This is a genomic window from Ruegeria sp. YTSA219 (assembly GCF_059609985.1).
Map to the genome: position 1 here is coordinate 22,755 of NZ_JBXWMT010000007.1, position 14,948 is coordinate 37,702.

14 protein-coding genes are annotated in these 14,948 nt (G+C 57.9%); 12 read left to right on the plus strand and 2 right to left on the minus strand.

Features of this window, described 5'->3' with window-relative positions; all coding sequences use genetic code 11:
* Positions 1-40: 40 nt before the first annotated feature.
* The 12 genes from AC2FFB_RS11345 to AC2FFB_RS11400 all read left to right on the plus strand — a co-directional run bounded on the left by AC2FFB_RS11345 (position 41) and on the right by AC2FFB_RS11400 (position 12,809).
* Positions 41-325, plus strand: coding sequence for a DUF2484 family protein (locus AC2FFB_RS11345; RefSeq protein ID WP_496874912.1), 285 nt, complete (start codon positions 41-43; stop codon positions 323-325).
* Entirely contained in the window at positions 322-576 is a 255-nt protein-coding gene (locus tag AC2FFB_RS11350; RefSeq protein WP_142635031.1) for a DUF2484 family protein, read from the plus strand. Before AC2FFB_RS11345 ends, AC2FFB_RS11350 begins: the two co-directional genes overlap by 4 nt.
* A gap of 45 nt (positions 577-621) precedes the next feature.
* Positions 622-1,548 carry a UDP-N-acetylmuramate dehydrogenase gene (gene murB, locus AC2FFB_RS11355; protein WP_142635030.1) on the plus strand — a complete coding sequence of 309 codons (927 nt, stop codon included), beginning with the start codon at positions 622-624 and terminating at the stop codon, positions 1,546-1,548.
* A gap of 104 nt (positions 1,549-1,652) precedes the next feature.
* Positions 1,653-2,573, plus strand: a complete 921-nt coding sequence (locus AC2FFB_RS11360; RefSeq protein ID WP_496689715.1) for a D-alanine--D-alanine ligase — start codon at positions 1,653-1,655, stop codon at positions 2,571-2,573.
* Entirely contained in the window at positions 2,561-3,556 is a 996-nt protein-coding gene (locus AC2FFB_RS11365) for a cell division protein FtsQ/DivIB (RefSeq protein WP_142635027.1), read from the plus strand. Before AC2FFB_RS11360 ends, AC2FFB_RS11365 begins: the two co-directional genes overlap by 13 nt.
* 8 nt (positions 3,557-3,564) lie before the next feature.
* Positions 3,565-4,899: a cell division protein FtsA gene (ftsA, locus tag AC2FFB_RS11370; protein ID WP_496874913.1), complete on the plus strand. Its 1,335-nt coding sequence runs from the start codon at positions 3,565-3,567 to the stop codon at positions 4,897-4,899.
* The gene (locus AC2FFB_RS11375) at positions 4,886-5,299 is read left to right on the plus strand and encodes a hypothetical protein (protein ID WP_271950279.1); all 414 of its coding nucleotides are present in this window, start codon (positions 4,886-4,888) and stop codon (positions 5,297-5,299) included. The genes ftsA and AC2FFB_RS11375 overlap by 14 nt, the downstream gene beginning before the upstream one ends.
* Positions 5,300-5,647: 348 nt before the next feature.
* Positions 5,648-7,255, plus strand: a complete 1,608-nt coding sequence (ftsZ, locus tag AC2FFB_RS11380) for a cell division protein FtsZ (RefSeq protein ID WP_281994908.1) — start codon at positions 5,648-5,650, stop codon at positions 7,253-7,255.
* Between the two features lie 212 nt (positions 7,256-7,467).
* Complete coding sequence (gene lpxC / locus AC2FFB_RS11385; RefSeq protein ID WP_281994907.1) at positions 7,468-8,388, plus strand: UDP-3-O-acyl-N-acetylglucosamine deacetylase; 921 nt, start codon at positions 7,468-7,470, stop codon at positions 8,386-8,388.
* Positions 8,389-8,514: 126 nt separating this feature from the next.
* Complete coding sequence (locus AC2FFB_RS11390; protein ID WP_142635022.1) at positions 8,515-9,357, plus strand: outer membrane protein assembly factor BamD; 843 nt, start codon at positions 8,515-8,517, stop codon at positions 9,355-9,357.
* Positions 9,358-9,392: 35 nt separating this feature from the next.
* Complete coding sequence (gene recN / locus AC2FFB_RS11395) at positions 9,393-11,042, plus strand: DNA repair protein RecN (protein WP_496874914.1); 1,650 nt, start codon at positions 9,393-9,395, stop codon at positions 11,040-11,042.
* A gap of 81 nt (positions 11,043-11,123) precedes the next feature.
* Complete coding sequence (locus AC2FFB_RS11400; protein WP_281972772.1) at positions 11,124-12,809, plus strand: chloride channel protein; 1,686 nt, start codon at positions 11,124-11,126, stop codon at positions 12,807-12,809.
* Between the two features lie 524 nt (positions 12,810-13,333).
* Here the strand turns inward: AC2FFB_RS11400 and AC2FFB_RS11405 are convergent.
* Entirely contained in the window at positions 13,334-14,221 is an 888-nt protein-coding gene (locus AC2FFB_RS11405) for a branched-chain amino acid ABC transporter permease (protein WP_496874915.1), read from the minus strand.
* 3 nt (positions 14,222-14,224) lie between these two features.
* Positions 14,225-14,938: an ABC transporter ATP-binding protein gene (locus AC2FFB_RS11410; protein WP_142635014.1), complete on the minus strand. Its 714-nt coding sequence runs from the start codon at positions 14,936-14,938 to the stop codon at positions 14,225-14,227.
* Between the last annotated feature and the right edge of the window lie 10 nt (positions 14,939-14,948).

Below are 14,948 nucleotides of genomic sequence, written 5' to 3' on the forward strand. Positions count from 1 at the left end.
CGTAATGGACTCTTTTGTGGTGCAACCCTAAAGAGTGATCGTGCAACCGCAGAAAAAGCGGTCTCGGAGGCAAGATTTGTCGTATTCGGTATTATTTGCAGGGTTGTGGGTCATAGCATCGACTATCGTGGCCATGCTACCGATGCGCCTGCAATTTCCACCGGGGATTGTGTTGGTTATCGTTGCGCCGGCGCTGATTGTCTGGCTGGGTTACGATTTCGGCTGGTTCTTTTCGGTCCTGGGCTTTGCGGCTTTTGCATCCATGTTCCGAAACCCAATTCGCCACTATTGGCAACGTTGGACAGGCCGAGGGGACGACGAATGAATTGGTCCATTGCCCTTGCCGCCCTGTGGGGAGTTGTTGCGAATGTCCTGGCGATGATCCCCAGCAAGGATAATCACTGGACCCGCGCCTATTTCTTGATTGCTGCGGGTATTCCTATCGTTGGCTATGTCACGCTGCAGAACGGTCCGTGGATCGGGTTGATTGTTCTGGTTGCTGGGATCTCGGTACTGCGTTGGCCCGTGATTTATCTGGGCCGGTGGTTGCGTCGGATCCTGGGTGCCGCGCAATAGCGGATACAGCTTGCTTTGGCGGTTCGAATCCGCGAATTAGCGGCCATGACTTCTGTTCCCTCGCCACGCGGCAAGCTCACCCAGAACCGCCCGCTGAATGATCTGACCTGGTTGCGGGTCGGAGGACCGGCGGATTACCTCTTTCAACCCGCCGACCAGGAAGACCTGCAGCAGTTTCTGCGCGACTTGCCTGACGATATCACGGTTTTCCCGATGGGCGTCGGCTCAAACCTGATCGTCCGGGACGGTGGGCTGCGCGCCGTAGTGATCCGGTTGGGCCGGGGATTTAATGGCATCTCGATTGAGGGCAACATTGTCACCGCAGGCGCGGCAGCGCTGGATGCGCATGTGGCGCGCAAGGCAGCTGATGCGGGCGTGGACCTGACGTTTTTGCGAACCATTCCGGGGTCGATTGGCGGCGCTGTGCGGATGAATGCGGGATGTTATGGCAGCTATACGGCGGATGTTCTGTGCAAGGCGACGATCATTACGCGGCAAGGGCAGGTCGTCGATCTGACGCCCGAAGAACTGAATTTTCGCTATCGTCAGTCGGATCTGCCTGAGGGTGCGGTGCTGATCTCGGCCACGTTCGAAGGCCCCCTAGATGATCCTGATGAACTGCATGCCCGCATGGACTCGCAGTTGAAAAAGCGGGATGAGACCCAGCCGACCAAAGATCGCAGCGCGGGCTCGACCTTTCGCAATCCGGCGGGATTTTCCTCAACCGGTCGCGCGGATGATGTGCATGACCTCAAGGCCTGGAAGGTGATCGACGACGCGGGAATGCGGGGCGTGATGCGGGGCGGGGCGCAGATGAGCCCCAAGCATTCCAATTTTCTGATCAACACCGGCTCTGCCACCGCTGCCGACCTCGAAGGGTTGGGCGAAGATGTGCGAAAAAAGGTTTACGAAACAAGCGGCATCACGCTAGAGTGGGAAATCATGCGGGTCGGTGATCCGCTGACAGATTAAAGCTCCGACCGTCAGACCCAAAACAGGCAAAATAGGGCGACGGATCAAAGGCATAAAGCAGGACGGACCACCACATAAGGTCCGCAGAATTTGAGGCGCACGACGTGGGTAGTTCGAGCAGGACAAACCCCAAAGTGGCGGTATTGATGGGTGGACCCTCGGCGGAACGTGAGGTGTCTCTCAGCTCTGGGCGCGAATGCGCGGCCGCCCTAAGGGGAGAAGGCTTTGAAGTGGTCGAACTGGACGCGGGTCCGGACCTCTATGTGCGCCTTTTGGATATCAAGCCGGATGTGGTCTTCAACGCTCTGCATGGTCGCTGGGGCGAGGATGGCTGCGTGCAGGGTCTGCTGGAGTGGTTGCGTATTCCCTATACTCATTCCGGTGTGCTGGCATCGGCGTTGGCCATGGACAAGCAGCGCAGCAAAGCGGCGTTCCGTATCGCGGGTCTGCCAGTCGCCGAAAGTGTGATCGAGGCCAAATCCGAAGTTGCCGCGCGTCACACGATGGAACCGCCCTATGTGGTCAAGCCCAACAACGAGGGTTCCAGCGTCGGCATTTATCTGGTGCATGAAGGCGCCAACACTCCACCGAAACTGGCAGACGACATGCCCGAACTGGTAATGGTCGAACAATATGTGGCTGGCCGCGAGTTGACCGTCACAGTCATGGGCGACCGCGCTTTGACCGTGACAGAAATCATGACGGATGGCTGGTACGATTACGATGCCAAGTACAAGCCGGGTGGGTCGTGGCATGTGCTGCCTGCTGAAATCCCGCAGGACATTTTTGACCTTTGTATGGGCTTTGCCAAACAGGCGCATGATCTGTTGGGTTGCAAAGGCGTCAGCCGCACAGATTTTCGGTGGGATGACAGCAAGGGCGCAGAGGGCTTGTTCCTTCTGGAAACCAACACCCAGCCGGGAATGACGCCGACGTCACTGGCTCCGGAACAGGGCGCGCATTGCGGGATAACCTTCGGCCAGCTTTGCGCATGGATGGTGGAGGACGCATCATGCGACCGCTGACAGCCACCCGTGCGCCGGTTATCCATCGCTCAAAGCCACTTGCTGGTCCGGATGCCGATTTCGCTTCGGGGGACCGCAACAATGTAGAACCCAAGTTCCGCCTGCGGCGACTTTGGGGGCGTAAGTCATCGGCGTTTGATCCGGCGCCGTCCCGCCTAAGCTATCGGTTACAGCGCTGGATGTTGACGCCTGGTGTTCGCCGTGGCCTGAAATACGGGCTGCCGGTCTTCGCTGTGTGTGCAGCGCTTGGCGGGTATTTCAGCTCTCAGGACCGGCGCGAAGCGATTGTGGCTCATGTCCATGATGTGAAAATCTCGATCCAGCAGCGACCAGAATTCATGGTCAACCTGATGGCGATTGATGGGGCGGGAACCAACCTTTCGGAAGACATTCGTGAAGTGGTGCCGCTGGACTTCCCAATCAGTTCCTGGGACCTTGATGTCGAACAGATGCGCGAAACGATCACAGGATTGGATCCGGTTAAATCAGCCTCTGTGCGCATCCGTCCAGGGGGTATCCTGCAGGTGGATGTTGTCGAACGGCAGCCCGCCATTGTCTGGCGTACCCGCCGAGGGGTCGAATTGCTGGATGAAACCGGCGCGCATGTTGAAATCATCGCATCGCGGCAGGATCACTCCAATCTGCCACTGATCGCGGGTGAGGGCGCGGATTCCTATGTACCCGAAGCGCTGCAACTGACGGCCACAGCCAGCAGTCTGGGCAATCGGGTGCGCGGTCTGGTGCGAATTGGCGAACGTCGCTGGGATCTAGTTCTGGATCGCGGTCAGCGCATCATGTTGCCGACGGAACGGCCAGTGCGCGCATTGGAACGCGTGTTGGCCGTGAACGAGGTTCAGGATCTTCTGGAACGCGATGTGGCCGTGGTGGATATGCGCCTGGGTCAGCGACCGACAATCCGAATGACCAAAGCCGCCAGCGAAGACTGGTGGAATACAAAAGTAGATGTGAGTAGCGGGCAGTAACGACAATGATGACCGATCTTTATCAGTCCCAACGGGCCATGCGGCAAATGCGCAGGCAGGCGATGCAACGCGGCGTTGTCGCTATTCTAGATGTCGGGAGCTCTAAGATTTCCTGCCTTGTGCTGCGGTTCGACGGCGCCGGGCGTTTGCACGAGGACAGTGGCATCGGGTCTCTGGCCGGACAATCCGGGTTTCGGGTGATCGGTGCCGCGACCACGCGGTCCCGTGGTGTGCAATTTGGCGAAGTCACTGCGATGCAGGAGACCGAGCGCGCCATTCGAACCGCGCTTCAGGCCGCGCAGAAAATGGCAGATATCCGTGTCGACCATGTGATCGCCTGTTTCTCGGGGGCAAACCCGCGGTCCTATGGTTTGGATGCCCAGGTGGATCTGGAAGGTCAGCTGGTAACCGAGGCCGAAGTCGGCCGGGTTCTCAATGCCTGTGACGTGCCCGACTATGGTACGGGCCGCGAAGTCCTACATGCTCAGCCGGTGAATTTTGCGCTGGATAACCGATCGGGCTTGATCGACCCAAGGGGTCAGATGGGGCAATCGCTGGCCGTCGATATGCACATGCTGACCGTGGACGCGGTTGCAATCCAGAATATCGTGCGCTGTATCAAGCGTTGCGATCTCGAATTGGCCGGTATCGCGAATTCGGCCTATGTCTCGGGTATTTCGGCGCTGGTTGAGGATGAACAGGAACTGGGTGCCGCCTGTATCGACATGGGCGGTGGCACCACGAGCGTGTCAATATTCATGAAGAAACACATGATCTATGCCGATTGCGTGCGCATGGGTGGGGATCATGTGACCAGTGACATCTCGATGGGGCTGGGCGTTCCGGCGTCTGTTGCCGAACGGATCAAGACATTCAATGGCGGCGTTCACGCGACCGGCGCGGATGATCGTGACCTGATCGACATCGGAGGGGATACCGGTGATTGGGAACATGACCGTCGTACGGTCAGCCGGGCCGAGCTGATCGGCATCATGCGCCCGCGTGTCGAAGAAATTCTGGAAGAAGTGCGTGTCCGGCTGGATGCTGCCGGGTTTGAGCATATGCCCAGCCAGCAGATCGTGCTGACCGGTGGCGGCAGTCAGATTATGGGGCTCGACGGGTTGGCCTCTCGTATTCTGGGGCAACGTGTTCGCCTTGGTCGCCCGCTTCGGGTCCATGGGTTGCCGCAATCGGCCACGGGGCCGGGGTTCTCTTCGGTTGTGGGGCTAAGCCTGTTTGCAGCCAACCCACAGGATGAATGGTGGGATTTTGAAATCCCCGTAGACACCTATTCCGCACGCCCGTTCAAGCGCGCTGTGCGGTGGTTCCGTGACAACTGGTAAGGCCGCGATCGCGGCGCTGGTCATGGCTGTGCCGTCAGCGATAGAGGCTCAGACCCGTATCACACCCGAAGCCTTCCTGGGGGCCGTTCAAGGAAAGACCGTAAAGTTTCACGTCTATGACAGCGGTATGCTGGTCGGCACCGAAGAGTTCCTGAGCCCGACTCTCTCGGTCTGGCGTATGGAGGGCAAGGGTTGTGTGTACGGGAAAATTACAACTCCTAATGGGCAGATTTGCTTTCTGTACGACGATGACGAGGATGGTCTGCCAGTTTGCTGGTGGCCGTTTTTGTATGAAGACCAGTTGATGGTGCGAATGGTCGGTTTCTCTAGGACAGAAATTCAAGAGGTCAGGGACATTTCTGAGAAGGGTCTTAACTGCCCAAGTGCCCCAATTAGCTAAAGAAATATCTTGCAGGGGCTGTCAAAATCCCACAAGATATCCTCAGGGCCCGTCAGAGGCCTTGCGAGAGGGCTTGAGCAGTTTTCCGCAGACAGAATGTGAATGAATTGCAAGTGACGCGCCCGTCAACAGTGGCGCGAGCGTCGCATGTTTTGTGGTGCTTTGAGATAATTCCGCAACATCTGGCAATCTTTGCCAAATACTGTTTCCAGGTGCCTTATTTCCTCCATATTTTGTGGATTTTCGCGATTTTTGGCGTGACGTTTGCCGTTTGGATCGGTAGGATTGTTAGTGGATAGGTAAGAAAAACACCGCGTTGGCGGGTTATATAAACAGGCGGACAGAAGCATGACATTGAATCTTTCGATGCCCGGGCACGACGAGCTGAAGCCTCGGATTACAGTTTTTGGCGTTGGCGGAGCGGGCGGTAACGCCGTCAACAACATGATTGAAAAACAGTTGGACGGTGTCGATTTTGTCGTTGCCAACACCGATGCCCAGGCGCTGCAGCAAAGCCAGTCTTCGTCACGAGTTCAACTGGGCGTGAAAGTCACCGAAGGTCTGGGTGCGGGCGCGCGTCCGACAGTGGGTGCGGCAGCGGCCGAAGAAAGCATCGAGCAGATTGTAGACCATCTGGCAGGCGCGCATATGTGCTTCATCACGGCCGGTATGGGCGGTGGCACCGGCACGGGTGCCGCACCGATCATCGCGCAGGCAGCGCGTGAATTGGGTGTTTTGACCGTCGGTGTTGTGACCAAGCCTTTCCAGTTCGAAGGCGCCAAGCGGATGCGTCAGGCCGAAGACGGTGTTGAAGCCTTGCAGCGCGTAGTCGACACGCTGATCATCATTCCAAACCAGAACCTGTTCCGTCTGGCCAACGAAAAGACCACGTTTACCGAGGCGTTTTCGATGGCGGATGACGTTCTGTATCAGGGTGTCAAAGGCGTGACCGACCTGATGGTGCGTCCGGGCCTGATCAACCTCGACTTCGCGGATGTTCGCGCCGTTATGGACGAGATGGGCAAGGCGATGATGGGCACGGGCGAAGCCACCGGCGAAGATCGCGCCGTACAGGCCGCCGAGAAGGCCATCGCGAACCCGCTGTTGGATGAAATCAGCCTCAAGGGCGCCAAGGGCGTTCTGATCAACATCACCGGCAGCCACGACCTGACCCTGTTCGAACTGGACGAAGCCGCAAACCGTATCCGTGAGGAAGTGGATCCTGAGGCGAATATCATCGTCGGCTCCACGCTGGACACCGCAATGGAAGGCGGCATGCGCGTTTCGGTTGTGGCAACAGGTATCGACGCCAGCGAAAAGCAGGATGATGTGCCTGTCGCGCGTCGTTCGATGTCGGCACCGCTGACCCGTTCGGTTTCTGCAGAGGAAGCGGCCCTGGAAGAAATGTCAGTGGCGGCAAGCGCCGAACCTGAACCTCAGCCCGAACCAACGCGTGAACCTTCGCTGTTTGAGGCAACTGAAGAGCCGATGGAACCGCAGTTCCAACCGCGCGCAGAACAGGATGATGACGGCCTGCCACCCCCGGCTTATCAGCCGCGCGTGGCCGAATTCGAGCCGACTCCCGAGCCGGTCGAATACGCCCCAGAAAGCTTTGTCGCACCTCAGCCGCAAGCACCCGCAGGATCGCCATCACCCGAAGCACTGAGGCGCTTGCAGGCAGCCGTCCAGAATGTACCTCCGGCTGAAAGAGGTCATCCTGCGCCTCGGCCACAGGAGGTCTCCGATACTCATGGGGATGCCGACCGCCCGCGATTTGGTTTTAACCGCCTGATTGATCGCATGACCGGCCACGCAGCCGATACTCCGGCGCAGCAACCGGCCCGCCAGCAGCCGGTATTGCGCCAATCTGACGCTACGGCACCTGCACATGTCGAGGACGACCCGGAGCAGGATCGGATCGAAATACCGGCCTTCCTTCGCCGTCAAGCCAACTGATCGCGGTAACAATATACTAAAGAGGGGCTGCCATTTGGCGGCCCTTTCTTATTTTAAAACAGTGCATTATCCCTATGTGAGCAGGGTTTTGCCGACCTGTCACATTCATGTTTCATTCGGTTGCAAAGAGTGAGTTGAGCCTTTTGACCTGCTTCCTTAGTTGAATGCCAACACGGCCATCACAGGTCGGACGCCACTCACCGAGGTCACACTTGCAACATACGCTCAAATCTCCGATCACGTTTACAGGCCTCGGGCTGCACAGCGGTAAGCCTGCGACGATGATCCTGAAGCCGGCTGCTGCTGGCCACGGCATCTGGTTCAAACGGACGGATATCGAGCTGGGCAATGCGTTGATCCCTGCAATCTACGATGTGGTCGATCGTACCCCGCTTTGTACCCGACTGGTCAATGAAGCGCGCGTTACGGTTTCCACCGTCGAGCATATCATGGCAGCCTTGGCTGGATGCGGTGTCCACAATGCGCTGATCGAGATTGATGGCCCCGAGGTGCCGATCATGGACGGGTCTTCGATTGAATTCGTTCGTGGCATCATGTTGAAAGGCGTGCGTCGTCAGGCAAGCCCGGTCCTGGCCTATGAGGTTCTTAAACCTGTGACCGCAACCCGTGAGGGTGCCAGTGCTTCGATTGCGCCTGCGGACGGGTTGATTATCGATTTTCATATCGATTTTGAAGACAGCGCCATTGGTCGTCAGACTAAGACGCTGGATATGTGCAATGGCTCTTTTGCACGCGAGCTTAGTGATTGCCGGACATTCTGCCGTCGTACCGACGTCGAAGCGATGCGCGAGAACGGCTTGGCTCTTGGCGGCACGCTTGAAAATGCTGTGGTCGTTCAGGGCGACGAAGTTCTGACCCCGGGTGGCCTTCGCCACGCAGACGAGGCGGTGCGTCACAAGATGCTAGATGCTCTGGGTGACTTGTATTTGGCGGGTGGACCGATTCTGGGTCATTTCACCGGCGACAAGTCTGGTCATGCGATGACAAACACGCTGCTGCGCAAGCTGTTTGAAACGCCCGGTGCTGTGCGTCCGATCCTGTGTACCCCCGAACAGGCCGCGCGTCTGCCCGGACAGGGTCTGGTCTGGGACGAAATCCCCGAAGTCGCCTGATTGGTTCCACTCTGCTGACAAATCCGCCAAAGGGCCTACTAAGGCGTTTTGCACTGGAATTTTATGTGCTAGACCAAGGCCCAAACCGGGGTATTCCCATTAAGCAAGACGACAAGGATTGGCGGAATGATAGGCACCAAAGCGGCGGTCAGATTCGCAGGGGCGGTACTTCTGACAGCAGTTTTGACAGCGTGCAACAGCGGGGGCGCTGACCGCAATCAGAACCTAGAAGGGTTCACCCCCGAACAGATTTTCACGCGTGGGGAATTTGAGCTGTCGGAGAATCGTTCCGACGATGCAGCGTGGTACTTCTCCGAGGTTGAACGTCTTTACCCTTACTCTGACTGGGCAAAGCGCGCGCTGATCATGCAGGCGTTTTCATACCATGCAGATGAGAATTACGAAGAAAGCCGTGCAGCAGCACAGCGCTATATAGATTTCTATCCAACTGACGAAGATGCGGCCTATGCCCAATATCTGTTGGCACTCAGCTATTATGACCAGATTGACGAGGTGGGCCGCGATCAGGGCCTGACGTTCCAGGCGCTTCAGTCATTGCGCACGGTGATCGAAGTCTATCCGGACAGCGAATATGCCACCTCCGCCGTGTTGAAATTCGATCTGGCCTTTGACCATCTGGCTGGCAAAGAAATGGAGATCGGACGTTATTATCTGCGTCAGGATCACTATACTGCCGCGATCAACCGGTTCCGCGTTGTGGTAGAGGATTTTCAGACAACTTCGCATACCGCTGAAGCGCTCTATCGCCTGATCGAGGCCTATCTCTCGTTGGGTCTGGTGGATGAGGCGCAATCGGCCGGTGCAATTCTGGGTTACAACTACCAATCCTCAGAATGGTATGACGCTGGCTATAAGCTGCTGACCTCTCGCGGGCTGAAACTCAAAAGCCGCGGCAACAACTGGCTCAGCACGATTTATCGCCAGACCGTCAAAGGTCAGTGGTTGTAATCGCCATGGCTAAAGGCGTGGGACGCTGAGACCCGATGCTGCGCGCCCTTGATATCCGCGATATGCTGATCATCGACCGGTTGGAACTGACGTTCCAGCCGGGATTGAACGCGTTGACCGGCGAGACCGGCGCGGGCAAGTCGATCCTACTGGATTCGCTTGGGTTCGTTCTGGGCTGGCGCGGGCGGGCCGAGCTGGTGCGTCAGGGGGCCGCTCAGGGTGAAGTTGTGGCCGAGTTCGAGCTGCACGAAAACCACCCCGCACATGCGATTTTGGCCGAAGCCGGATTGCCCGGAGGTGAAGAGCTGATCTTGCGCCGCGTGAACACAGCCGAGGGCCGGAAAACCGCGTGGGTCAATGACCGGCGTTGCTCGGGCGAGGTGCTGCGGGCCTTGTCGGAAACCCTGGTGGAACTGCATGGCCAGCACGATGATCGCGGCCTGCTGAACCCACGTCGCCACCGCGCGATGCTGGATGATTTTGCCGGGGCAGGGGGGCAACTGGCCACTGTGCGCTCTGCATGGTCCGAGATGTCGCGTGCGCGCAAGCTTTTGTCTGAGGTCGAATCTGCCTTGGCTGCCATGCGGGCAGAGGAAGAATTTCTGCGCCATGCGGTCACTGAGCTTGATAAGCTTGATCCGCAGCCCGGCGAGGATGCCGAACTGGATGCAAGGCGCCGCATGATGCAGGGGGCAGAGCGGATTCGCGATGACGTCGCCCGTGCCTATGACTTGCTTGGCAGTGATGGGGCTGAGGGCGCGATGTCTGATGCTCTGCGCTGGCTGGAAGGCGTGTCCGATAATGCAGGCGGGCAGTTGGAAGAGCCTGTTGCCGCACTGGGGCGTGCACTGGTCGAATTGGGCGAGGCGCAAGATGGCGTTAATGCCAGTCTTCAGGCGCTGGACTTCAATCCGGTTGAACTGGAAGCAGTCGAGGAACGGCTTTTCGCCATTCGTGCGTTGGCCCGAAAGCATGACGTTGCCCCGGACGACTTGGGCGGGTTCGCGGAGACTTTGCGTGAGCGGCTGAACCGTTTGGATGCTGGTGACGCTGATCTGGCCGACAGGCGCGTTGCGGTTGAGACTGCGCAGGCAGTTTATCACAAGGCTGCGGAGGCACTCAGCAGCCTGCGCCAACGGGCAGCGGGTGAACTTGACACCGCTGTGATGGCCGAGCTTGCACCGCTGAAAATGGAACGCGCTGTGTTCCAGACCGAGATCACCCCGTCCGATCCCGGCCCCGAAGGTGCGGATGCTGTGGCGTTCTCCGTTGCCACCAACCCCGGTGCACCGTCTGGACCGTTAAACAAAATCGCCTCGGGCGGTGAACTGAGCCGCTTCTTGCTGGCGCTCAAGGTCTGTCTGACCGGCGATGACAGCGCGCGCACGATGATCTTTGATGAGATCGACAGGGGTGTTGGCGGCGCGACCGCGGATGCTGTTGGCAGGCGTCTGGCTGCGCTCGCGCAGGGGGGGCAGGTGTTGGTTGTGACGCATTCGCCGCAGGTCGCCGCCCGTGCCGCCTATCACTGGCGTGTTCAGAAACATGTGACCGACGGGCAAACCCTGTCGACCGTGGTTCCATTGGCCCAAGCCGACCGGGTGGACGAAATTGCCAGGATGGTCGCCGGTGACACGATCACGGACGAAGCGCGTGCCGCTGCCCGTGCTCTTCTGGACGCATAGGCCCTCACAGACGCGCGATCCGGCTTTTATCCGTGCCCTCCGTGGCTTAGTAAGGGGTGTATCCTGATCCCCCGAGGGCAAATGACCCAGTCAACCCGCACCGTTCTGCGCAACCAGCTCAATCAGGCTCTGGCCGCGATGAAGGACGCGTGGCGGGTGATGCGCAGGCGCGGGCCCAGCCAAATTCAGTTCTGGTTCATCGCGCTGGCGATTGGGATTGCCGCAGGCTTTATGGCATTGGGATTTCGTAAGGCAATTCAGGCATTGCAGGCCTATGTCTACGACACCGGGGATATCTCGTTACTGCACAGCCATGTGGAAAAGCTGCCGTGGTTCCTGATCCTGATCACACCGATCATCGGCGGTCTTATCGTTGGCATCATCCTGCACCGGTATACCGATGACGGGCGCGTGCGTTCAGTTGCCGATGTAATCGAAGGCGCTGCCCTCACCGATGGTCGGGTCGAAGGCAAGGCGGGTATCGCGTCTTTTTTCTCCTCGCTGATTACGCTGAGCACAGGTGGATCTACGGGTCGAGAAGGGCCGGTTGTGCATATGGCAGGCGTGATCTCGACCTGGGTCAGTAATCGTATCCATGCCGACGGAATTACCGGGCGTGATTTGCTGGGATGTGCGGTGGCGGCTGCAGTTTCGGCCAGTTTCAACTCACCCATTGCCGGTGCTTTGTTCGCGCTTGAGGTGGTGCTGCGCCATTTCGCGGTGCATGCTTTTGCGCCCATCGTTATCGCTTCGGTCGCCGGGACGGTGATTAACCGGCTGGAATACGGCGACGTGACCGAATTCACGCTAGATACGCCCGGATCCCTGCAATTCTATGTCGAGCTGCCCGCGTTTCTGATCCTTGGGTTGATCTGCGGGTTGGTGGCCTTGCTTCTGATGCGGTCGATCTTCTTTGCAGAAGATATTGGCAATCACATTCAAAGCCGGCTGTCCTTGCCCGGATGGCTGCGTCCTGCTGTATCAGGCGCAATGTTGGGACTGATCGCGATCTGGTTTCCCCACATCATCGGCGTTGGATACGAAACCACGATCCGGGCTCTGGCCGGAGATTTGGTTCTGACAACCGCCATCCTGTTCGCAATCATCAAAACTGTGGCTGTTGCGATCACGATGGGGGGACGTATGGGTGGCGGTGTGTTTTCACCCTCGCTGATGATAGGTGCGTTGACCGGGTTGGCATTCGGGTTGATTGCAACGGGTTTGCTGCCCGATGTATCGGGGACCCATACCCTTTATGCATTTGCCGGGATGGGAGCGGTTGCCGCTGCCGTGCTTGGTGCCCCGATTTCGACCACGATGATTGTCTTTGAACTGACCGGAGATTGGCAGATCGGTCTGGCGGTGATGGTGTCGGTTTCAATGTCCACGGCGCTGGCTTCGCGCCTCGTGGATCGATCCTTCTTCCTGACCCAACTGGAACGGCGCAATGTGCATCTGGCCGCGGGGCCACAGGCCTATCTTCTGGCGATGTTGCGCGCAGGCGCAGTGATGCGACCGCTTGGCGATGCACGTTCAATCACCCGGGAAGAAGCACAGGTTTTGATTGATCAGGGTCTTTTTGTTCAAGCAAGCGCTACGCTTGAGGCGGCGATGCCGTTCTTCGACCGAGACGAAATCCTCTGCATACCGGTGGTGGTGAGCGGTGATGACGGAGCTGAGACGCCAGTCGGTACGCTCTACCATATTGATGCGCTAAAGGCCTATAACCGCGCGTTGGCAGCCACGGCTGCAGAAGAACATTCATAACAGGGGCCCCTGCAACATTGGTCTTTGTCCATCTTGTTCCTTGAAGCAGGCGAGGCATTGACGCGATACGATCTTTGGATCTGCATCTACCGGGCGTGACCAGTCGAAATCCAGAGGCTCATATGTTTGATCTGACAAGCTGTGCAGAACTGAGCTTTCTAGCTGAAAAACATCAGGCCTTGGAGCGCTGGTGAAGGATTAACTTTACCTCACTGACGCTCTGGAATTTGTGGAACGACGCGCAACTTTGAGCCGCCGACAGCTTCCCAGTATCTTTTCGAGCCAGCGGGTCATGCAATATTGGCCGTAACATCGAGAAATTCTGATCTTTTGCGGACTTTTGTCGGTATCTGGTCAAAGAACGGCAGTGTGGCACAGCCCAATTCCGCGGCGGCTGCGCCAATGTCTGATTTTGGAAGTTAGATTCAATTTCCGCAGAATCCGGTTTGCACACTCTTTGTCTGTCATCGCGCTCTGAGGGCAACAATCCGAGCGAGTGATGAACTTTGCGCCAACACCGCTCCTTACGATCTGTTGGCATTCGCCGCTGGAAGGAGGCCATCCGGGCGTAACAGCAACAACAAGATGACTGAGGCCAGAACCATTGCATCCCGGTATGGGGCCAGACTGTCTGGCAGGAAAGCCTGTAGCAGAACCTCCAGCCAGCCGACGATGAACCCACCAAGGACAGCGCCGCCCAAGCTGCCCAAACCCCCAAGTACGGTCGCAATGAAGGCTTTGAGAACGGGGAAAAATCCCATCAGTGGATCCACTGACCCGCGTTGTGCCGTCCAGATGACAGCGGCAATACCCGCAAGTAGCCCTGACAGGGCAAAAGCCACAGCAACGACCCGGTTGGCCTTGATACCCAGCAGTTTGAGCATCTCGATATCTTCGGCAGCGGCGCGCATGGCCATGCCAATCGTTGTGCGCCGCAACACGAAGGTCAGGCCTGCAAGGGCTGAAAATGTTACGATGATTGATACGGTCGGGATAATGCCAAATGTCGTCTGGCCGATATGATACGTGCCAGACCATGACGCTGGAAAAGAGATCGGGACGGGTCTGGCGGAAATTCCGTTCTGGAACAGAACTTTGAGGATCTCGGACACCGCGAATGATGTGATCAATAGTGCAACGACATCCGCGCCGCGCATGGCGCGAAACGCTGTACGCTCCATTGCCATGGCCATGAACACAGAAGCGCCAAGCCCGACAACAAGAGCGGCGATCGGCGGCAGGCCAAAGCTCATGGCCAGAAAGATGCCATAGCCCCCGAAAGTCATGATTTCGCCATGCGCGAAATTGATCAATCGCACAATAGAGAACACAATCGCCAGCCCCAGGGCCAGCATCGCATAAATTCCCCCAAGGCTAAGCGCGTTGATCATTTGTTGAAGAAGAACATCCATCGCTCAAGCCGCCAGATATGCGGATTGCAAGACCGCGTCATTTGCAAGTTCCGATGGTGCACCGGCAGCGGCAACAGCGCCATTCGCCAGCACCACGGCATGATCGGCAATGTCCAGGGCAAGAGCCGCGTTTTGCTCGACCAGAAGCACTGAAATACCGTCGGCTTTCAATTCTTCTACGATGTCGAAAATCTGATCCACGACCTGCGGCGCAAGACCAAGCGACGGTTCGTCCAGCAACAGCAAGCGCGGTCCGCTCATCAAGGCACGTCCCACCGCCAGCATCTGTTGTTCGCCCCCCGACAAAAGCCCCGCCATCTGACGGCGGCGTTCGCCCAGGATCGGGAAACGCTCTTTCATCTCGGCCAAACGTTTGGCGCTGAGCTTCTCGTCGCCCAGAATTGATCCGGCCAGCAAAAGATTTTCTTCGACCGTCAGCTGCGCAAACACGCGGCGTCCTTCCGGTGAGATGGCCACACCCGCCCGCACAATGGCGTCGGGTTTGGCCCCTGTCATATCCTTGCCAAAAAGGGAAACAGCGCCCGATACCACGGGCAAAGCACCTGCGATGGCCATGACCGTCGTTGTCTTGCCTGCGCCATTGGCCCCTAAAAGCGCCGTTATGCCGCCTTTGGGGACGATCAGGTCAATGCCCTGAACCGCGCGGATTGGGCCATAGCGGACGTGCAAGCCTTGGATATCGAGTGCTGTTTCCATTGGGTTCAGA